At 72.6% G+C, this 19,499-nt stretch carries 14 protein-coding genes; 9 read left to right on the forward strand and 5 right to left on the reverse strand.

Annotated features, from left to right (window positions below; genetic code table 11):
- On the reverse strand, positions 1-378 hold a 378-nt coding region (locus AB0M82_RS40205), incomplete at its 3' end, for an HU family DNA-binding protein (protein WP_364733940.1).
- A gap of 696 nt (positions 379-1,074) precedes the next feature.
- On the opposite strand from AB0M82_RS40205, the gene AB0M82_RS40210 reads away from it, so the two are divergent.
- The 4 genes from AB0M82_RS40210 to AB0M82_RS40225 are packed head-to-tail and all read left to right on the forward strand — an operon-like array spanning position 1,075 to position 8,439.
- Positions 1,075-2,814: an ATP-binding protein gene (locus AB0M82_RS40210; protein ID WP_364733943.1), complete on the forward strand. Its 1,740-nt coding sequence runs from the start codon at positions 1,075-1,077 to the stop codon at positions 2,812-2,814.
- A gap of 42 nt (positions 2,815-2,856) precedes the next feature.
- Positions 2,857-4,017, forward strand: coding sequence for an exonuclease SbcCD subunit D (locus AB0M82_RS40215; RefSeq protein WP_364733946.1), 1,161 nt, complete (start codon positions 2,857-2,859; stop codon positions 4,015-4,017).
- Between the two features lies 1 nt (position 4,018).
- Positions 4,019-7,462, forward strand: coding sequence for an SMC family ATPase (locus AB0M82_RS40220; protein WP_364733949.1), 3,444 nt, complete (start codon positions 4,019-4,021; stop codon positions 7,460-7,462).
- Positions 7,459-8,439: a hypothetical protein gene (locus AB0M82_RS40225; RefSeq protein WP_364733952.1), complete on the forward strand. Its 981-nt coding sequence runs from the start codon at positions 7,459-7,461 to the stop codon at positions 8,437-8,439. Before AB0M82_RS40220 ends, AB0M82_RS40225 begins: the two co-directional genes overlap by 4 nt.
- Before the next feature lie 66 nt (positions 8,440-8,505).
- Here the strand turns inward: AB0M82_RS40225 and AB0M82_RS40230 are convergent, their stop codons facing one another.
- Positions 8,506-8,985: a hypothetical protein gene (locus tag AB0M82_RS40230; RefSeq protein ID WP_364733955.1), complete on the reverse strand. Its 480-nt coding sequence runs from the start codon at positions 8,983-8,985 to the stop codon at positions 8,506-8,508.
- A gap of 162 nt (positions 8,986-9,147) precedes the next feature.
- Between AB0M82_RS40230 and AB0M82_RS40235 the strand changes: the two genes are divergently transcribed.
- Positions 9,148-11,208 carry a glycoside hydrolase family 3 C-terminal domain-containing protein gene (locus tag AB0M82_RS40235; RefSeq protein ID WP_364733958.1) on the forward strand — a complete coding sequence of 687 codons (2,061 nt, stop codon included), beginning with the start codon at positions 9,148-9,150 and terminating at the stop codon, positions 11,206-11,208.
- Between the two features lie 5 nt (positions 11,209-11,213).
- Here the strand turns inward: AB0M82_RS40235 and AB0M82_RS40240 are convergent, their stop codons facing one another.
- The 3 genes from AB0M82_RS40240 to AB0M82_RS40250 all read right to left on the reverse strand — a co-directional run bounded on the left by AB0M82_RS40240 (position 11,214) and on the right by AB0M82_RS40250 (position 12,975).
- Positions 11,214-11,810 (reverse strand): hypothetical protein, encoded by a 597-nt coding sequence (locus tag AB0M82_RS40240; RefSeq protein ID WP_364733961.1) that lies wholly within the window; start codon positions 11,808-11,810, stop codon positions 11,214-11,216.
- A gap of 59 nt (positions 11,811-11,869) precedes the next feature.
- On the reverse strand, positions 11,870-12,130 hold the full coding sequence (locus AB0M82_RS40245; RefSeq protein ID WP_364733964.1) for a hypothetical protein: 261 nt from the start codon (positions 12,128-12,130) through the stop codon (positions 11,870-11,872).
- Positions 12,131-12,273: 143 nt separating this feature from the next.
- Entirely contained in the window at positions 12,274-12,975 is a 702-nt protein-coding gene (locus AB0M82_RS40250) for an IclR family transcriptional regulator (RefSeq protein WP_051183801.1), read from the reverse strand.
- A 142-nt stretch (positions 12,976-13,117) separates the two neighbouring features.
- Between AB0M82_RS40250 and leuC the strand changes: the two genes are divergently transcribed.
- The 4 genes from leuC (at position 13,118) to AB0M82_RS40270 (ending at position 19,405) form a co-directional block, all read left to right on the forward strand.
- Complete coding sequence (gene leuC / locus AB0M82_RS40255) at positions 13,118-14,551, forward strand: 3-isopropylmalate dehydratase large subunit (RefSeq protein WP_364733967.1); 1,434 nt, start codon at positions 13,118-13,120, stop codon at positions 14,549-14,551.
- Positions 14,552-14,570: 19 nt separating this feature from the next.
- A complete protein-coding gene (leuD, locus tag AB0M82_RS40260) occupies positions 14,571-15,173 on the forward strand; it encodes a 3-isopropylmalate dehydratase small subunit (protein ID WP_364733970.1) in 603 nt (200 codons plus the stop codon).
- A 228-nt stretch (positions 15,174-15,401) separates the two neighbouring features.
- Positions 15,402-16,103, forward strand: a complete 702-nt coding sequence (locus AB0M82_RS40265; protein WP_364733973.1) for an HU family DNA-binding protein — start codon at positions 15,402-15,404, stop codon at positions 16,101-16,103.
- Between the two features lie 461 nt (positions 16,104-16,564).
- Complete coding sequence (locus tag AB0M82_RS40270) at positions 16,565-19,405, forward strand: BTAD domain-containing putative transcriptional regulator (RefSeq protein ID WP_364733976.1); 2,841 nt, start codon at positions 16,565-16,567, stop codon at positions 19,403-19,405.
- The last annotated feature ends 94 nt before the right edge of the window (positions 19,406-19,499 follow it).

The raw sequence follows: 19,499 nt of genomic DNA on the forward strand, positions 1-19,499 counted from the left end.
GGTGGTGGCCTTGGCCGGAGCCGCGGCGGTCTTGGTGGCGGTGGCCCGGGTGCTGGTCGCCGCGGTGGCGCGCTTGACCGGGGTCGCCTTGGGCAGCTTCTTGCTGCCGGAGATGACGTCCTTGAACGTGGTCCCGGCACGGAACGCGGGCACGTTCGTCTTCTTCACCCGCACCGCTTCACCGGTACGCGGGTTGCGGGCGGTACGCGCCGCACGGGCACGCTTCTCGAACACCCCGAACCCGGTGATGTTGACCTTCTCGCCCTTGTTGACCGTCCGGATGATGATGTCCACCAGACCGTCAACGGCCTGCGAAGCCACCTTCTTGTCGCCCAGACGCTCCGACAGCGCCTCGATCAGCTGGGCCTTGTTCGTCATTCCAGTCCTCCATAGTGGAACTACTCGTACACGGCCCATCTCGGCCGACACTGCACACGGTATTACCAATACCGCACAAAATCCAACCGGGGGTCGAATATTTCTTTGTGCCGGGGCGGGTTCTGCCTCCCGCCGGACGTCCGTCCGTAGCCTTTCGAGATACGGCCAGGACGTCGCCCATGGCCCTGAGCAGCCAAAACATGGTGCCCAGGTCGTCCACAGTGGTCGTCCATATAGGACTCGACGCCCTTTCGAAGAACTTTTCCGCCGACACGCCGGGGTGAGCCGTCCGGCGGGTCGCCGGCCCCGATCCCGCGCAGCGATCGGGGATCCCGGCGCCGCCGGAGGCCGTCCCGGAGGCCCTTGGGCGCCCCTTCGCCGTGGAGCCAGGCGGAAGCGAGGCGGAAGCGCGGCGCCGCGGCACCCGGCGACCGCGAAGGGCGGGAGAGGCCGGCGTTGCGGCGCAACCGATGAAGCCCCCGCCGGAATGCCCGTGCCCGCAAAAGGATCTTCCCCGTAGGGTGAACTCACTCGTTCGGCGCAGCCGTGGCCTGCCGTGACGTCTCGGGTACGCCCCGGCGCGCGCGGGGCTCCGGACTCCGGATGTCACCGCCGCAACGCCGTGTTGGGCGCGGGGCGGCGGGCCGGGCGAGCTAGTCTGCGGCCGGAGGAAGCGCCGGGCGGACAGGGAGAACCGTGGACCAAGAGACGCTCACGACCGTGGTCGGACGGGTGGCGGGCACCGAGGACTCGACGCCGCTGCAGTTCCACGTGGCCATCGACCCGGAAGCCTATCTGCAGCTCGACGACGTCGTCGTGACCCGGCGGGAACTGCCTGGCCTCGGCGAAGTCACGTCCTACGGCGTCGTGACGCAGGTGAGCGCGCGGCACGAGGGCGCCAGCTTCGGCAGCGACGTCTTCCTGATCTCCGACGGCGTCCTGCCCGCGCAGGTGCAGGAGATCGCCGAGATCGCCACCACCCGCGTCGAGCCCGAGTGCTACGTGCCGCCGCGGCCGGGGGCGCAGGTCTCCCGCGCGGTGGGGGAGGATCGCGCGCAGGCACTGTACTTCGACAACATGACCCGCCAGGTGGCGGTCGGCCTTGGCCGGGACGGCGAACCCGTCTACCTCAACATGGACTTCCTCGACGGCACCCGCGGCGCGCACGTGAGCATCAGCGGCGTCAGCGGGGTCGCGACGAAGACGTCGTTCGCGTTGTTCCTGCTGCACTCGATCTTCCGCGGCGGCGCCCTGCCGAACGCCCACAACGCCAAGGCGCTCGTGTTCTCGGTCAAGGGCGAGGACCTGCTGTTCCTCGACACCCCGAACGTCCACCTGGACGAGAAGCTGAAAGCCGAGTACGCCAAGCTGGGGCTGCCCGCGGAACCGTTCGCCTCGGTCGGGTTCTACGCGCCGCCGACGCCGTCGGACACCACGGGGAAACCCCACGTCACCGGCCGGACCTCCGGTGTCGGCGCGTTCTGGTGGACCATCGCGGAGTTCTGCGCCGGCGACCTGCTGCCGTACGTCTTCGCCGACGCCGAGGACGAGCGCAACCAGTACACGATGGTCATCCACCAGGTCGCGAACCGCTTGCGGCTGGACAGCACCCCGGCCGGGAAGGACGGCGCCGCCAACGTCGACGGCGTGCTGTGCCGCACCTACGCCGAACTGATCGACGTCATCTGCGAGCGCGTCACCGACGAGGAAACCCGGGCGAGCTGGGCGGGCGCGGTCACCGGCGCCGGCACGGTCAACGCCTTCATCCGCCGCCTGCGCTCCAGCCAGCGCGCGCTGAACGGGCTCATCCGCGGCGACCTCACCGACCACGCGGCCCGCAAGCTGTCCACGGAGAACCAGCAGGTGACCGTCGTGGACATCCACAACCTCGTCGAGCGCGCGCAGCGGTTCGTCGTCGGCGTGACGCTCGCGGCGGAGACCGCGCGCAAGGAAGCCGCCGGCCCGGGCGGGCTCCTGTTCACCATGCTGGACGAGCTGAACAAGTACGCGCCGCGGGAAGGCAGCAGCCCGATCAAGGAGGTGCTGCTGGACATCGCCGAGCGAGGCCGCTCCCTCGGCGTCATCCTGATCGGTGCGCAGCAGACCGCCAGCGAGGTCGAGCGCCGGATCGTCAGCAACAGCTCGGTGCGGATCGTCGGCCGCCTCGACGCCGCGGAGGCTTCGCGCCCCGAGTACGGCTTCCTCCCGGCCAGCCAGCGGGTCCGCGCGACGCTCGCCACGCCGGGCACGATGTTCGTGAGCCAGCCGGAGATCCCGGTGCCGATCGCGGTCGGCTTCCCGTTCCCGGCCTGGGCCACGCGGCTTTCCGAGGCGGGCCAGGTCCCGACGACGACCGCGACCTCGAGGTCCGATCCCTTCGCCGGCCTGCCGACGCGGGGCGCCGACCCCTTCGCCGACGACCCGCCGCCGTTCTAGCCGACCATCGTCCCCGCCCGATTCCGCACGGAAGGACGTCGCGTGAAGTTCCTGCACACCTCCGACTGGCACATCGGCAAGACGCTCAAGGGCCGCAACCGCCTGGACGAGCAGCGCGCCGTGCTCGGCGAAATCGTCCGGATCGCGCGGAAGGAGGCTTTCGACGCGATCCTCGTCGCGGGTGACCTCTACGAGACGTCGGCGCCGTCGGCCGCCGCGCAGGAGCTCGTGGTGCAGGCCCTGATGGCGTTGCGCGACACCGGCGCCGAGGTGCTGGCCATCGCCGGGAACCACGACCACGCAGCGACGTTCGAGGCGTACCGGCCGCTGCTGCGGAAAGCGGGCGTCCACCTCTCCGGCGATCCCCGGCCCGCCGCGGACGGCGGTGTCGTGTCGTTCGACGCCCGTTCGACGGGTGAGCGCGTCGATGTCGCGGTGCTGCCGTTTCTTTCGCAGCGCTACGCGGTTCGCGCCGCCGAGCTGCTCACGGGCACCCCGGCGGACAACGTCGGCCAGTACGACCAGCGCGTGCGCGACATCCTGGACCACCTCAAGTCCGGGTTCACCGACGGCGCGGTGCACCTCGTCATGGCGCACCTGACGGTGACCGGCGGGGCGATGGGCGGCGGCGAGCGGGCGGCGCAGTCGATCTTCGAGTACCACGTGCCCGCCACGGCGTTCGGTCCCGAACCCCACTACGTCGCGCTCGGCCACCTGCACCGGCGCCAGTCGCTGCCCGCCGCGTGCCCGGTGCACTACAGCGGTTCGCCGTTCGCCGTCGACTTCGGCGAGCAGGACAACAAGAGCGTCGTGCTCGCGGTCGAGGTGACGCCGACGACCCCGGCGAAGATCACCGACCTCCCGCTGACCTCGGGACGGCGGCTGCGGACCGTCCACGGCACGGTGGCGGAACTCACCGGCCGCGCGGCGGAGTTCGGCGAGGACTACCTCCGCGTCTACGTCCGGGAAGCGACCAGGGCCGGGCTGCGCGAGGAGATCCAGGAAGCGCTGCCCAACGCCCTGGAAATCCGCATCGACCCCGAGTTCGCCGCGCCGGTGACGACGTCGGCCGGCGACCGCGCGGTCGCGGACCGTTCGCCGGGGGAGCTGTTCGCGTCCTACTGCGAAGAACGCACGGTCGAGGACAAGCGCGTGCAGGCGCTCTTCGCGCGGCTGCACGACGAAGAGACGAGCGGGGTGTGACATGCGGCCAGTGCTGCTGGAGATGACCGGCTTCGCGTCGTTCCGCGAGAAGACCGAAGTCGGCTTCGAGGACACGGACTACTTCGCGCTCGTCGGGCCGACCGGGGCGGGCAAGAGCACGGTGATCGACGCGCTCACCTTCGCTCTGTACGGCTCCGTCGCCCGATGGGACCACGAGGGCCTCGTCGCGCCCGCGCTCGCCCCGACGGCGAACCGCGCCACCGTCAGGCTGGTGTTCGACGCCGGCGGCGCGCGCTACCACGTCGTGCGGGAAGTCCGGCGCAGCGGCGGGAAGAAACCCACGGTCAGCGTGAAGAACGTCCGCCTGGAACGGCTCGCCGACCCGACCGCGTCCGGCGGCCCGGACGACGCCGCCGACGCGGTCGCGGCCGACTCCGAGGTCACACCGGCGATCGAGCGACTGCTCGGGTTGACGTTCAAGCACTTCTGCACCTGCGTGGCGCTGCCCCAGGGCGACTTCGCCGAGTTCCTGCACGCCAAGGCCGCCGACCGGCAGAAGATCCTCATCAAGCTGCTGGGCCTGGAGGTCTACGAGCGGATCGGCCGCCGCGCCGGGGTGACGGCGGAGCAGCAGAAGCAGCGCGCCGCGGTCCTCACCGAACAGCTCGGCAGCTATGCCGACGCGACCGCGGAAGCCGTCGAAGAACTCGCCACGCGGGCGACGGCCTTCGCGGAGCTGGACGCGCGGGTGAACGCGGCGCTGCCGGCGTTGAACGACGCGACGCGCGCGCACGACGAAGCGCGGCAACGCGTCGCCACGCTGACGCGGGAGCTCAGCGTCCTCGACGCCGTGGAACGCCCGGCCGGTGTCGAGGACCTGGAAACCCGGCGCCGGGCCGCGGCGGGCGCCGCCACGGCCGCGCGGTCCGGGCTGGAGCAGGCCGAAACGGCGGACGAGGCGGCCAGGGCCGCGTTGGCCGCCGCGCCCGACCGGGCCGGGCTGGAACGGATCCGCGCCGCCCGCACGGAGCTCGCCGAAACCGAAAAGGCCCTCCCCGCTCTGGAAGAAGCGGCGAAGGCGGCCGTGCGGGCGAAGGAGGGCGCTGCCGCCGCGGTGACCGAAGCCGTCTCCGTCGCCGAAGCGGCGCGGAAGACCCGGGACACCACGGCCCGGGCCGCCGAGGACGCGGCCACCGAAGCCGCCCGCGGCCGCCAGGACCGCGACCGGCTGGCCGGGCTGCGGCCGCCGGCGAACCTCGGTGACCTGTCGGCGGACGCGGCACGGGTCGCGAAGCGCACGACGAACGCCGCCGCCCGCCTGAGCGCGGCCGAAGCCGCCGACGCCGAAGCGCGCGCGGCGCTGGCCGCGCAGCCGGACGTCGCGCCGCTCGCGGCCGCCCGCTCCGATGCCCGCACGCTCTACGCGTTGTGTGAGGCTCAGCGGAAGGCCGCGCCCGAGCACGCCGCGCGCCGGACGGAACTCGAAGCGGCGCGAAGCGCCTTCGCTCGTGCTGATGCCGAACTCATCGCGGCGAAGGCCGCGGTGACCGAGGCCGAACGGATCGGGCAGGCTCTGGTGCTGCGGGCCGGGTTGGCCGTCGGGCACCCGTGCCCGGTGTGCGAGCAGGAAGTCCCGGCGCTGCCGGACGCCGGCGGGCACGCCCACCTCGCCGAGGCGCGCGAGCGGGTGGAGGCGGCCGAACGGGAGCGCGACGCGGCGGAGTCCGTTTCGCGCAAACTGGAGCGTGCCGTCGACCGCGACGCCGACTCCGCCGCTTCGGCCGCGTCGCAGGCGGAAGAACTGCGCGCGATGCTCGCCGAGGTCGACGGCCCGCCGGAGCCGGCGGCGCTGCGGCGCCCGGTCGAGGCCTCCTTCTCCGAGCAGGACTTCGCCGACCTCGTCGCCGCCGTGCGCGAACGGGGCGAGTGGCTGTCCACGACGATCGACGCCCGCGCCCGCGTCGCCGAGGCCGCGCGCGCCGCGGACGCCGAACTCGCCGCGGCCCGCGCCGAACGCGCCGCCGCGCAGCACGAGGCCGACGTCGTGGGGAAATCGGTCGCGGCGGCCAGGGAAGCGTTGCGGGCGGCCCGCGACCCGCTCGTCGGGCTGGGCGCGCCGGCGATCGACGTCGACGACGTCCCGGCGGGCTGGCAGCGGCTCACCGCGTGGGCGGCCGCCGCCCTCGAGGAACGGCGGACCGCGCTGGCCGCCCTCGAGGCGGCCGCCGAAGCCGTGGGCAAGGAAGCCGTCGTCGCGGCCGACGATCTCGCCTCCGCCGAGCGGAACGCCGAGCAGCGGCGGAGCCAGGCGGTCGACGCGGGCCTGGCCGCGCAGTCGGCGAGCACCGAACTGGCGACCGCCCGGCGCCGGCACGGCGAACTGGTCGCGGCGCTCGCCGAAGCACCGTCCGCCGACGTGGTCACCGAGCAGCTCACGCGGGTCGCCGAACTCGAACAGGCCGCGAAGGCGGCGGACGCCGGCCTCCGCGCGGCTCGCGCGACGGCGAAACAAGCCGCCGAAGCCCAGGCGAGCATCGCGAAGCAGGTCGAAGCCGAACGGCAGAAGCTGTCGCGGGCGCGCGATCCGCTGGTCGGCCTCGGCGCCCCGCCGATCCACGGCTTTTCGGGGGCCCGGGGCGAAGCTCCGGTCGTCTCCGACGGCGAGAGCCTCCTCGACGCCTGGACCGCGCTCACGAGCTGGGCGTCCGGCCAGGCGAACCAGCACCGCGAGCGGCTGGCCGTCGCGACGACCGCCGAGGGCGAAGCCGCCGAAGCGTTGCGGGCGGCCGAACGCGCCGTCGCCGACGACATCACCGCGCTCGGCGTCGGCCTGCCCGAGGGACCGGTGCGGGACCGGGCCCCGGTGGCCGTCGCCGCCGCCCGGGCCCGCGCCGAAGCCGATCACACCGAGCTGCGGCGGCGGCTGGCCCGCGTCGAGGGCCTGCACGGCGACATCGCGGCCGCGGAGTCGGAGGCACAGGTGGCGCGGCTGCTCGCGGATCTCCTGCGCTCGGACAAGTTCCCGCGCTGGCTGATCGCCGGGGCGCTCGACACGCTCGTCGCCGAGGCGTCGGCGTCGCTGCTCGAACTGTCCGGCGGCCAGTTCGAGCTGACCCACGACAAGGGCGACTTCCTGGTGGTGGACCACAACGAAGCCGACGCCCGGCGGCCGGTGAAGACGCTGTCCGGCGGCGAGACGTTCCAGGCGTCGCTCGCGCTGGCCCTCGCGCTGTCGTCCCAGCTCGGCGCGATGGCCGCGGCCGGCGCGACCCGGCTGGAGTCGATCTTCCTCGACGAGGGCTTCGGGACCCTGGACGAAGCCACCCTCGACGTCGTGGCGTCCACATTGGAGAACCTCGCCGCCACCGGCACCCGGATGGTCGGGGTGATCACGCACGTGCCGGCGCTCGCCGAGCGCGTCCCGGTGCGGTTCCTGGTCACCCGCGACGGCACCGGCTCGCACATCAGCAGGGAGGGCGCATGACCGCCGTCGCCGGGATGCACTTCAGCATCGACGCGTGGGATCCGGGCTACGGCAGCTCGATGGAGGCCGAGGAGCTGGCGCGGTCGGGGGCCGAGGTCGAACTCGACGTCGAGGTGCCCGCGGCCGAGTGGGCGCCGATCGATCCCTCGCCGGTGCCTTCGCCGCCGGACGCGGTGCTGTTCGTCGACGGCGTCCGCCGCATCGACGCCCGCGTCTGGATCGACGACCCCGCCGGGGCGAACTTCGCGTCCATCGGCATCTGCGCGTCCTACGCGGCCGGGGTGGTGTGCTGCTGCGAGGGGCGGGCGCACGTCATCGGCGCCAATGTCCGGCGCGGGCTGTTCACGGTCGCGCCGGACGCCGAGGGCATCCCGACGTCGGCGGGGGTCTACGAGCCGTTCCGCGCGAAGGCGAAGGAGGACAAGCCGTTGCCGGTGGTGCTGTCGTCCGCCCTGCAGGAGCAGCTGGCCGACGTCGAGCTGGAGACGGCGACGGAGGCCCGCCGGGCGATCGCCGGGCACGTCGGCCACGATCTGCTCGTCGTCGACGGCCCGCTGAGCGGCCGGACGCACCTGCCCCGGGCGGTCGGGTTCATCAAGAGCCACCAGACGACGTACCTGCCGGGCGAACTCAATTCGATGGTCGGCAGCCTCGGCCCGCACCAGCGCACGCCGGTTTTCCTGATGGGCACGACCTGGGTCCGGCACTCGTGGTACCTGCGCCTGCCGTCCGCCGGCGGCCCGCCGTGGTCGGGCGTGGTGCGCGTCGAGGCGGCGCCGCACCTCGCGCGCGAAGAGGTGACGGACCTGGCGAACGTCACGCAGTCGGTGCTGGGGCGGTTCGCGTCCGTCCCGTACAAGGACTCACGGGCGCCGCAGAACCTGTACCCGATCGCGGGGCTCGAGCGCGACCTGCGGCACCGGCTCGGCGACCAGCAGTTCGTCTACCGGGCGCTGCGGCGGGCCGCGGCGCGCTGATTCACCACCCGGGCCCGGGACGGTGGCCTGGGGATGCCACCGCCCCGAGGTGTCCTCTGTGGAGGGTCAGCTCACCGACCCGTCCCCGGTCTGCGGCGCACCCGCCGGCTTGACCGCGACCTGCGGCTTCGCCGGCTTGGGCGCCTTCGACGTCGTGGGTGGCTTCGTCGGCTTCGGCTTGGCCGTCGTGGCCGGCGGCGGGGTCCCGAGGATGGTGAAGGCCTGCGTCGCCTTCCGGCCGTCCGTGCAGGGGAACGACGCGGTGTACTTGCCCGGCGTCCTGATCGCCGTCGTGTGCCCGGCGTGCTTGCCCCAGTTGCCACCCTCGGTCCAGGCCAGCGGTGCGGCGAACCCCTTGGAGGTGACCGGTCCGGCCGGGGTGCAGCCGCTGCCCATCCCGGCGTACACCTGCGCGTAAATCTGTCCGCCCGGCTGCACTTGGGTCGTCATGCCCCAGCTGACTTCGCCGGCCGCGCTCGCCGGCGCCGCCAGTGCCAGTGTTGCCGCGCTCGCCGCCATTAGGCCGATCAGGGTCTTCTTCAGCATGGTGGTTCCCCTCTCGTTCGGTCCCTCTTCCACGCTTGAGCCGGGGAAATGGTTGGGCCACCGGCAAATTCATATACATGAACGGTAATCGAGTCTATGTTTACCGGTCACATATGCGTTAGCTTGTCCGCCATTGGTTTCCGTCGACGACGAGGAGAATCGATGCGCAACGGCCAGCTGGTTCTCGCCGCGGTACTGGGTCTGTCGCTGGCGGCGCCGGCGATGGCGGTGGCGGACGCGCAACCCTGGCGCGACGCCCGCCAGTCGCCCGACCGCCGAGCCGCGGAGCTGGTCGCGGCGATGACCCTCGACGAGAAGATCTCCCAGCTGCACCTGCAACCCGACGCCGAGCACCAGCGCTACGTGCCCCCGATCCCGCGGCTCGGCGTGCCCGGCTTCCGGATCGCCAACGGGCCGGCCGGCATGGGGCCCGCCGACGACAAACCGCAGAAACCGGCGACCGCGCTGCCGGCCACGATGGCGCTGGCGTCGACGTTCGACGCCGGCCTCGCGGGCCGGTACGGCCGGCTGATCGGCAGCGAAACCCGCGCGCTCGCGCACAACGTGTCCGAGGCGCCCGACATCAACATCGCCCGCGTCCCGCGCAACGGCCGGACGTTCGAGGGGATGGGCGAGGACCCGTTCCTCGTCGGGGCGCTGGCCGCCGCCGACATCCGCGGCATCCAGGAGAACGGCACCATCGCCGAGGTCAAGCACTACGCGGCGAACAACCAGGAGACCAACCGGCACGGCGTCGACGAGCACATCGACGAGCGCACCCTCAACGAGATCTACCTGCCGCACTTCGAGCAGTCGGTCACCGAAGGCCGCGCGGGGTCGGTGATGTGCGCCTTCCCCAAGATCAACGGCGTGTTCGTGTGCGAGAACCCGGCACTGCTGCAGGACAAGCTGCGCGGCGAATGGGGGTTCAAGGGGTTCGTCCAGTCCGACTGGGGCGCCGCGCACAGCACCGTCGGGTCGGCGAACGCCGGGATGAACCTCGAAATGATCGACGGCACCTGGTACGGCGACAAGATGAAGCAGGCCGTGCTCGCCGGGCAGGTGACCGAACGGCGGGTCGACGAGCTGCTGCTGCCGCGGTTCCGCACGATGTTCGCCTTCGGGCAGTTCGACCACCCGCCGGTGCTCTCCCCGCTGCCGACCGCCCAGCATGACGCCGCCGCGAAGGACTTCGCCGAGCGGGGCATGGTGCTGCTGCGCAACGAACACGCGCAGTTGCCGCTCGACGACCGCACGGTGCGGTCGATCGCCTTGATCGGGCCGTTCGCCACCAAGGCCAAGACCGGGGGCGGCGGAAGCTCCGCCGTCATCCCGACGTCCACAGTGGACCCGCTGCCGGGGCTCCGGCAGCGCGTGCCGGGCGCCGGCGTGACCCTCGACGACGGCAGCGACCCGGCCCGCGCGGCCGCGCTCGCCGCCACCGCCGACGTCAGCGTCGTGATGGTCGGCGACAACGAGACGGAGGGCAAGGACCGGCCGAGCCTCGCCCTCGACGGCAATCAGGACGCCCTCGTCGACGCGGTCGCCGCGGCCAACCCGCACACCGTGGTCGTGGTGAAGAGCGGCGGCCCGGTGCTCATGCCGTGGGCGTCCCGGGTGCCGGCGATCCTCCAGGCGTGGTACCCCGGCCAGCAGGACGGCGCGGCGGTGGCGGGCGTGCTCTTCGGCGACGTCAACCCGTCGGCGAAGCTGCCGATCACGTTCCCCGCGACGGAGGCGGACACCCCGGCGAACACCGCGGCGCAGTTCCCCGGCGTGAACGGCGTCGCGGAGTATTCGGAAGGCCTGCAGGTCGGCTACCGGTGGTTCGACGCGCAGGGCCGTACGCCGTTGTTCCCGTTCGGCCACGGCCTGTCGTACACGACGTTCGCCTTCTCCGGGCTGACGGTGAAGAACACCGGCGACGGCGCCACGGCGACGTTCACGGTGCGGAACACCGGCCGGCGGGCGGGTGCCGAGGTGGCCCAGCTGTACCTGGGCTTCCCGGCCGCCGCGGGCGAGCCGCCGCGGCAGCTCAAGGGCTTCGAGCGGGTGGAGCTCGCGCCCGGCCAGGCTCGCCGGGTGACGATCCGGCTGGACGCGCGCGACTTCTCGGTGTGGGACACGGGCAGTCACGCGTGGCGGCCGGTGCCGGGCGGGTTCACCGTGCGGGTGGGCGACTCGTCACGGTCGTTGCCGCTGCGGGCGTCGCTGAAGCGGTGACGTCCTCAGCCCTTGCAGCCGGGGGCGACGGCGGCGGCGGCCATGAGTTCCGGGGACTCGGTCATCGGGGCGACCGGGTCGTACGTGCCGTCGACGTCCTTCTGCGCCTGTTCGATCGCCTCCGCCGCCGGAGTCTGCGACGCCTGGTCGCCCGGCTTGGCGCGGTCGAGGGTCTCCTTCGCGCTCGTCGCGCGGTCGTGCGCCGTCGCGAACTTCTTGACGAACCCCGCCCGCACGGTCTCGGCGAGCGGGACCGGCGCGGGCGGCAACGCGGTCAGCTTGCCGACCACCTCGCCGAGCCGGGCCGCGATCTCGCCCAGCTGGGCACTGAGCTGCTGTTGCGCCTCCGCGACCGAGCCCGGGTCCGGCTTGGCCGGCCCGGCCTCCCGGTTGGTGCGCTCCCGGTAGCCGTGTATCGCGCCGCAGAAGCCGTCCATCCAGCTCAGCGTGGCCGGGTCGGCGGTCGGCGACGCCGGGATCGGGTCCGGCGAGGTCGGCTTCCCGGCCGGCGCGGTGACGGTCACGGTCGGCCCGGCCGGGCGCCCGTCCGAACACGCGGCCAGCAACAGGCAGGCGCCGAGCAGCACCGGAACGATCTTCATGGGTCCCCCCTCATGCTGATCCTTCGCGGATACACGCGCGAGCCCGCCGAACGGTTGCCTCAGGCCGCGGCGGGCGTCCCGGCCAGTGCGAGCCGGCCGTCGGCGGTCAGCTCCGCCCGCGTCCACTGCCCGACGGCGACCACCGGCCCCCCGGCCGGCCGGATCAACCCGGCCCGCGCCAGTTCGTGCGCGGTCGCCTGATCGCAGCACGGCAGGCCGTCGATCCGCAGGTCCGGTTCACAACTGCAGGTCAGCTCGGCTCGTCCGGCGCCGACCGCCCGCAACATCGCCAGCGCCCGGCGATTCAGCGTGCTCTCCATGGTCATCCCCCTCGATGGTGCTGACCTCCAGGAGACGTGCCCGGCGTCACTGAATACGCCACTTTCGCGAGGTTCCCCCGAACGGTCCACGGCGGCGCCGCCCCCAGGGACGAATCCGCGTCGCGTGGCCGCCGAGCCGGCGGTCAGAGCCGTTCTTGCAGGGCGTCCGCGGCCGCGAGGAGGTCGGCCGCCCAGCGGGCGCCCGGCTTGCGGCCGATGCGCTCGATCGGGCCGGACACCGACACCGCCGCCACCACCGTGCCCGCCGAGTCGCGCACCGGCGCCGAGATGCTCGCCACTCCCGGCTCGCGCTCCGCGACGCTCTGCGCCCAGCCCCGCCGCCGCACCTCCAGCAGCGTCCGCTCGCCGAACACCGCGTCCGCCAGGATCGTGCGCTGCGTGTGCGGATCCGCCCATGCCGCGAGCACCTTCGCCCCGGAGCCCGCCGTCATCGGCAGCCGGGAACCCACCGGGACCGTGTCGCGCAGGCCGCTCGGCGGCTCCGCCGTCGCGACGCACACGCGCTGGACGCCGTCACGCCGGTACAGCTGCACGCTTTCGCCCGTGACGTCGCGCAGCTTCGGCAGCACCACCCCCGCCGCGTCGAGCAGCGGGTCCGTCGAACCGCCGGCCAGCTCGGCCAGCGCCGTACCGGGGCGCCAGCGCCCGTCCGGACCGCGGCGCAGCAGCCGGTGCACCTCGAGGCCCACCGCGAGCCGGTGCGCGGTCGCCCGGGGGAGCCCGGTCCGCGTGCACAGTTCCGCGAGGCCGCATGGGTCGTCCGCGACCGCTTGCAGCACGGCCACCGCTTTGTCCAGTACTCCGATACCGCTATGCTGTCCCACGACCCGATACTAGCTTCCCGCACTTTGGGAAGTCCAGTATCTGGGAAACCCGAACTCGAGCTGCGCCTCTCCTTCGCGGCTCGCATCCGATTCCGCAGGTGCGCGCCCGAGTTCCGACGACGAACCGTGGAAGGAGCCGGAGATGACCAGCCCGACCGGCAAGGCCCGCACGCTGGCGGAGAAGGTGTGGGAAAGCCACCTCGTGCGCCGAGGCGAAGGTGTCGAACCGGACCTGCTCTACATCGACCTCCACCTGCTGCACGAAGTGACCAGTCCCCAGGCCTTCGACGGCCTCCGCCTGGCCGGGCGGCCGCTGCGCCGCCCCGATCTGACCATCGCGACCGAGGACCACAACGTCCCGACCGTCGACATCGAGCTCCCCATCGCCGATCCGGTCTCGCGCACCCAGGTCGACACCCTTCGCCGCAACTGCAAGGAGTTCGGGGTCCGGCTGCACCCGATGGGTGACGCCGAGCAGGGCATCGTGCACGTCATCGGCCCGCAGCTCGGCCTGACCCAGCCCGGCATGACCGTGGTCTGCGGCGACAGCCACACCTCGACCCACGGCGCGTTCGGCGCCATCGCGTTCGGCATCGGCACGTCCGAGGTCGAGCACGTCATGGCCACCCAGACGCTGCCGCTCAGTCCATTCAAGACGATGGCGATCACGGTCGACGGTGAGCTGCGCCCCGGCGTCACCGCGAAGGACATCATCCTCGCGGTGATCGCCAAGATCGGCACCGGCGGCGGCCAGGGCTACGTCCTGGAGTACCGCGGCAAGGCCATCGAGGCCCTCTCGATGGAGGCCAGGATGACCGTCTGCAACATGTCGATCGAGGCCGGCGCCCGCGCTGGGATGATCGCCCCCGACGAGACGACCTTCGAGTACCTGAAGGGCCGGCCGCACGCGCCGCAGGGCGCCGACTGGGACGCCGCCGTCGCCGCGTGGAAGGAACTGCGCACCGACGACGGCGCCGAGTTCGACGCCGAGGTGCACCTGGACGCGTCCGCTTTGACGCCGTTCGTCACCTGGGGCACCAACCCCGGCCAGGGGCTCCCGCTGAGCGCCGAGGTGCCCGACCCGGAGCAGATCGCGGACGAGAACGACCGCGTCGCCGCTGAGAAGGCCCTGTCCTATATGGATCTGAAGCCCGGCACGCCGCTGCGGGAGATCGCGGTGGACACCGTCTTCCTCGGCTCCTGCACCAACGGCCGGATCGAGGACCTGCGGGCCGCGGCCGAGGTGCTGCGTGGTCGGAAAGTGGCGGACTCGGTCCGGATGCTGGTGGTTCCCGGCTCGATGCGGGTCCGCAAGGCCGCCGAGGCCGAGGGCCTCGACCAGGTCTTCACCGAGGCCGGCGCCGAGTGGCGCCAGGCAGGCTGCTCGATGTGCCTCGGCATGAACCCGGACCAGCTGAAGCCGGGGGAGCGCAGCGCGTCGACGTCGAACCGCAACTTCGAGGGCCGGCAGGGCAAGGGCGGCCGGACGCACCTGGTCTCGCCGCTGGTGGCCGCCGCCACGGCCGTCCGGGGCACGCTGTCGTCCCCGGAAGACCTGCGCACCGCCGCCCGCTGACCCGAGAGGAGCTCCCACCATGGAACCGTTCACCCAGCACACCGGCATCGGCGTCCCCCTTCGCCGGTCCAACGTGGACACCGACCAGATCATCCCGGCGGTCTACCTCAAGCGGGTCACCCGGACCGGCTTCGAGGACGGCCTGTTCGCCGCCTGGCGCGGCGACGAGGACTTCATCCTGAACCAGGAGCCGTTCAAGGGCGGCAGCGTGCTGGTCGCGGGCCCGGACTTCGGAACCGGTTCCTCCCGCGAGCACGCCGTCTGGGCGCTGAAGGACTACGGCTTCCGGGCCGTCATCTCGGCCCGGTTCGCCGACATCTTCCGCGGCAACTCCGGCAAGGGCGGCCTGGTGGCCGCGCAGTGCGAGCAGCACGACGTCGAGCTGCTGTGGAAGCTGCTCGAGAACGAGCCCGGCACCGAGGTCACGGTGGACCTCGAGACCAAGACCGTGCGGGCCAAGGACTTCACCGCGCCCTTCCGGATCGACGACTACGTCCGCTGGCGGCTGCTCGAAGGCCTCGACGACATCGCTCTCACGTTGCGCCATGCCGGTGAGATCGACAGCTTCGAGGCGACCCGCCCCAGCTGGAAGCCGACGACCACGCCGGTCACCGCGAGCTGACCCGGAGGCGGGGCGGGATCGCCTGCTCCGAAAGGGATCCCGCCCCGCGCCACCGGCTCCGGCACCACACCAGACGGCCCTCGCGAGGCCTCCATCGCGAGGCGGAACCCGCCCCGGGACAAGGGAAAGATTCCGCGTGCCGTTTGGAATTTGTGCTGCCTTGGTAATACCGTGGTGTTGGTCGGCCGACACGGCCGTGGACGGGTACTTCCTTCTTGGAGGACTGGAATGGCCAACAAGGCCCAGCTGATCGAGGCGCTGACGGAGCGCCTGGGCGACAAGAAGGCCGCTTCCGAGGCGGTCGACGGTCTGGTCGACATCATCATCCGGACGGTCAACAAGGGCGAAAAGGTCAACATCACCGGCTTCGGGGTGTTCGAGAAGCGTGCCCGTGCGGCCCGCACCGCCCGCAACCCGCGCACCGGCGAGGCCGTGCGGGTCAAGAAGACCAACGTGCCGGCCTTCCGCGCCGGGACCACCTTCAAGGACGTCATCTCCGGCGCGAAGAAGCTGCCGAAGGCCACGCCGGTCAAGCGGGCCACGGCCGGTACGCGCGCGGCCACGACATCCCGCACGGCCGCGGCGAAGCCGGCCACCGCGCGCGCGACGACGACGCGGACCCGCGCGACGGCGGCGAAGCCGGCCGCGGCGAAGCCGGCGACCACCCGGACGACGGCGGCGAAGGCGGCCCCGAAGACCACGACCACACGGGCGAAGGCCGCACCGAAGGCGACGGCGGCCAAGACGACCACCGCGGCCAAGACGGCCACCGCGAAGCCGAGCACGGCGGCGAAGACGACAGCGGCGAAGACGACTGCAGCCAAGACTACGGCCGCGAAGACGACTGCCGCCAAGGCGACCACGGCCCGGAAGACCACCGCCGCCAAGGCGCCGGCCAAGCGGACTTCGGCCGCGGCGAAGAAGAACTGACCGCCCAAAACTGTCGGACCCCTGCGGTAACGTGAAATCGGGGGGTCCCCTGGGGGGTGACCCCCCGCTAGGCGAGCAACCTTTCCGGCAGGGCCCCGCGCGGAAGTGCGCGGGGCCCTGCCGCATGTCCGGGAGAAAGCGTTCGCCGCCCGAAGGGTCGGCCCGCGTACCTGCACAGTCGGCTCGCGTACCCAGAAGGTCGGCTCGTGTACCTGAAGGGTCGACTGCGGGGGTACGCGAGCCGGCTGCGGGGGTGCGCGAGCCGACTGTCCGGGTGCGCGAGCCGGCTCTTCGGGGACGTGAAGCGAGCGTCCGGGTGCGTGTGGTGGTGGCCGCGAATGTCACTCACGGCTAAGACCTCTTCCCGAACGGAACACCGCGCACCACCCGCTCGGCCGAACGTCCGTGCCGGGACCGGTTCCGTCCAATTTCGCAAAGTTGCTTGAGCGCCCGGCCGAGTGATGCCACGCTGCGTTCCTCGGGGTTCGCGTCCGGCGGGACCCCGGCGGTGCGAGGCGAACCTGGGGGCGACCACCATCGACATCCGGCTGCTCGGCCCGTTCCAGGTGCTCGTCGACGGTTCGCCGGTCGTGCTGACCAGTTCCCGGCAGCGCGCGCTGCTCGCCACGCTGGCACTCGCCGCCGGCCGCCTGGTGTCGATCGATGCCCTCGCCCGCGGGGTGTGGGGCGAAGCGCCGCCCGCCCACATCCGCGGCAGCCTCCAGACCTACGTCATGCGCCTGCGCCGGCTGTGCGGCGAAGACACCGTTGTCACCGAACCGGACGGGTACCGGCTGGTCGTGGACCCGTCCCGGGTGGACGCCCTGCGCTTCCTCCGCACGCTCGACCAGGCCGCCGCCACCACCGAACCCGCTCGTCGCAGAGAACTGCTCACCGCCGCGCTCGCCACCTGGGGCGGCACCCCCCTCGAAGGCGTCGGATCGCCCGCGCTCACCGCCGAATGGGGACCGCTGCTGACCGAGCGGCACCTCTTCGCCGTCGAACAACGCATCGACCTCGACGCCGGGCTCGTCCCCGACGCCCGGCTCGTCGCCGAACTGACCGACCTCGTCGCCCAGCACCCGTTGCGGGAATCCTTGTGGGAACGGCTGCTGCGCGTCCTCGCCCGCTCGGGGCGCCGCGCCGAAGCGCTGTCCCGCTACGCCGGGCTCCGCGCCTTGCTGGCCGACGAACTGGGCGTCGAACCGGGCGAAGGCCTGCGCCGCCTGCACGCCGAGCTGCTCGCCGCCGACGCGGAACCCGCCGTCCACACCGTCCCGCGCCAGCTGCCCTTCGACGTCGCCGGCTTCACCGGCCGCGGCCCCGAGCTCGCCGAACTCGACCGCCTCCCGCCCGGGGGCGCGTCCGGCATCGTCGTCATCGAAGGCACCGCGGGCATCGGGAAGACGTCGCTGGCCGTGCACTGGTCCCACCGCGTCCGCGACCGCTTCGCCGGCGGCCAGCTGTTCCTCGACCTACGCGGCCACTCCGCGGACACCCCCGTCACCCCGGAAGCCGCGCTGGCCGGCTTCCTCCGCGCCCTCGGCCTCCCGCCCGAGACGCTCCCTTCCACAGTGGAGGAACGCTCCGCCCTCCTGCGCAGCAGGCTGGCCGGCAGCCGCACACTCATGCTGCTCGACAACGCCCGCGACGCCGACCAGGTCCGGCCCCTGCTGCCCGGCCCCGGCAACCTCGTCGTCGTGACCAGCCGCAACCAGCTGCGCGGCCTCGTCGCCCGCGACGGCGCCCGCCGCATCGCCCTGCGCTCCTTCGACGACCGCGACGCCACCGCGCTGCTCGCCGGCAGCGTCGGCCCGCAGCGCCTCGCCGCCGAACCCGACGCCGTGGCCGAACTGGTGCAGCTCTGCGGCCGCCTTCCGCTGGCACTGGCCCTCGCCGGGGAACGCGCCTCGCGGTTTTCCGGCGTCTCGCTCGCCGGAATCGTCGAAGAACTCCGCGACCAGCGGCTCCGGCTCGACACCCTCCGCGACCCCGAGGACGCCGGCACCGACCTCCGCGCCGCGTTCTCCTGGTCGTACAAGGCCTTGCGCCCGGCGGCGGCCCGCTTCTTCCGGCTGCTCGGCCTCCACCCCGGCCACGGCTTCAGCCTGTCGTCGGCCGCCGCGCTCGCCGGCACCGGCCTGCGCGAAGCCCGCGAGCTCGCCGACCAGCTCGCCGCCACCCACCTGCTCAACCAGCCCGGCACCGACCGCTACCAGTTCCACGACCTCCTGCGCGTCTACGCCGCCGAACTCGTCGAAACCGAAACGACCGCGGACGAACGCGCGGCCGCCCGCCGCCGGCTCCTCGACTGGTACCTCGCCACCGTCGCCGAAGCCACCAAACTCGTCCGCCCCGACCTGCTCACCGACGACATCACCCTCGACCCCGCGCCGCTGCCCGCCGTCCGCTTCACCCAGCACGAACAAACCATCGCCTGGTACACCACCGAACGCCCCGCCCTCACGGCGCTCGTCGGCATCGCCGCCGACCACGGCTGGACCACCCACGCCTGGAAACTCGCCTGGCTCCTCCGCGGCTTCTTCGCCGAACGCCACGACCGCGACGACTGGATCACCACCGCACGCACAGCCGTCACCGCCACCCGCGACGCCGGCGACAACACGGGCCTCCAGTACAGCGCCAACAACCTCGGCTCGGCCTACCTGCGCACCCTGCAGCCCGACAAGGCCCTCGAAGCCCTCGAGGAAGCCCGCGCCGCCTCGGAGTCAGGCGGCGGCACCGCCATGACCGTGGCGATCCTCTCCAACCTCGCCGGCGCCTACTACGTCCAAGCCGAATACGCCAAAGCCGAGCGCCACGCCCTCCAAGCCGTCCGCCTCGCCCGCGACCACGGCCAGCGCACCTTCGTCCCCCACGCCCTCCTCAACGTCAGCGCCAGCCGCATCGGCCTCCGCGACTACGACCACGCCGCCGAAGCCGCCCAAGCCGCCCACGAAGCCTTCGCCGAACTCGGCGACCGCTACCACGCGGCGCTCGCCCTGGGAAACGTCGCCGAAGCCCTCGAAGGAGCCGGCAGGCACGACGAAGCCGAGAAGGCAGGAGCCGACGCCCTCGTCGAACTGAAAGAACTGAACGCCGACTACGGCACCATCGACGTCCACATCACCCTCGGCCGCCTCAAACACCGCACCGGCCGGACCCGCGACGCCAGCGACCACTGGGCCGAGGCGCTGACCGTCAGCCAGCGCCTCGGTGACCCCCGCGTCACGGAAATCCGCGCTCTGCTGGCGACAGTGCCGACAGAAAAGCCCTCGCCCGGGGATGCGCCGTACCCCTAGCCCGGCGCAGCCCAGCGGGACCCGGAACCAGTACACCAAGATCGACTGTCAATGTGCTGTCTTTGCCGTGTTGCCGGCGCGCGCGGTGAAGCCG

It is taken from the genome of Amycolatopsis sp. NPDC051128 (genome assembly GCF_040682715.1).
Lineage (GTDB): Bacteria > Actinomycetota > Actinomycetes > Mycobacteriales > Pseudonocardiaceae > Amycolatopsis.

Bases quoted from the DNA above. Each gene is read 5' to 3' on its own strand.
- AB0M82_RS40240 (WP_364733961.1), bottom strand. From the start codon at position 11,810: ATGAAGATCGTTCCGGTGCTGCTCGGCGCCTGCCTGTTGCTGGCCGCG.
- AB0M82_RS40270 (WP_364733976.1), top strand. From the start codon at position 16,565: ATGCCACGCTGCGTTCCTCGGGGTTCGCGTCCGGCGGGACCCCGGCGG.
- AB0M82_RS40235 (WP_364733958.1), top strand. From the start codon at position 9,148: ATGCGCAACGGCCAGCTGGTTCTCGCCGCGGTACTGGGTCTGTCGCTG.
- AB0M82_RS40245 (WP_364733964.1), bottom strand. From the start codon at position 12,130: ATGGAGAGCACGCTGAATCGCCGGGCGCTGGCGATGTTGCGGGCGGTC.
- AB0M82_RS40220 (WP_364733949.1), top strand. From the start codon at position 4,019: ATGCGGCCAGTGCTGCTGGAGATGACCGGCTTCGCGTCGTTCCGCGAG.
- AB0M82_RS40225 (WP_364733952.1), top strand. From the start codon at position 7,459: ATGACCGCCGTCGCCGGGATGCACTTCAGCATCGACGCGTGGGATCCG.
- leuC (WP_364733967.1), top strand. From the start codon at position 13,118: ATGACCAGCCCGACCGGCAAGGCCCGCACGCTGGCGGAGAAGGTGTGG.
- AB0M82_RS40265 (WP_364733973.1), top strand. From the start codon at position 15,402: ATGGCCAACAAGGCCCAGCTGATCGAGGCGCTGACGGAGCGCCTGGGC.
- leuD (WP_364733970.1), top strand. From the start codon at position 14,571: ATGGAACCGTTCACCCAGCACACCGGCATCGGCGTCCCCCTTCGCCGG.
- AB0M82_RS40230 (WP_364733955.1), bottom strand. From the start codon at position 8,985: ATGCTGAAGAAGACCCTGATCGGCCTAATGGCGGCGAGCGCGGCAACA.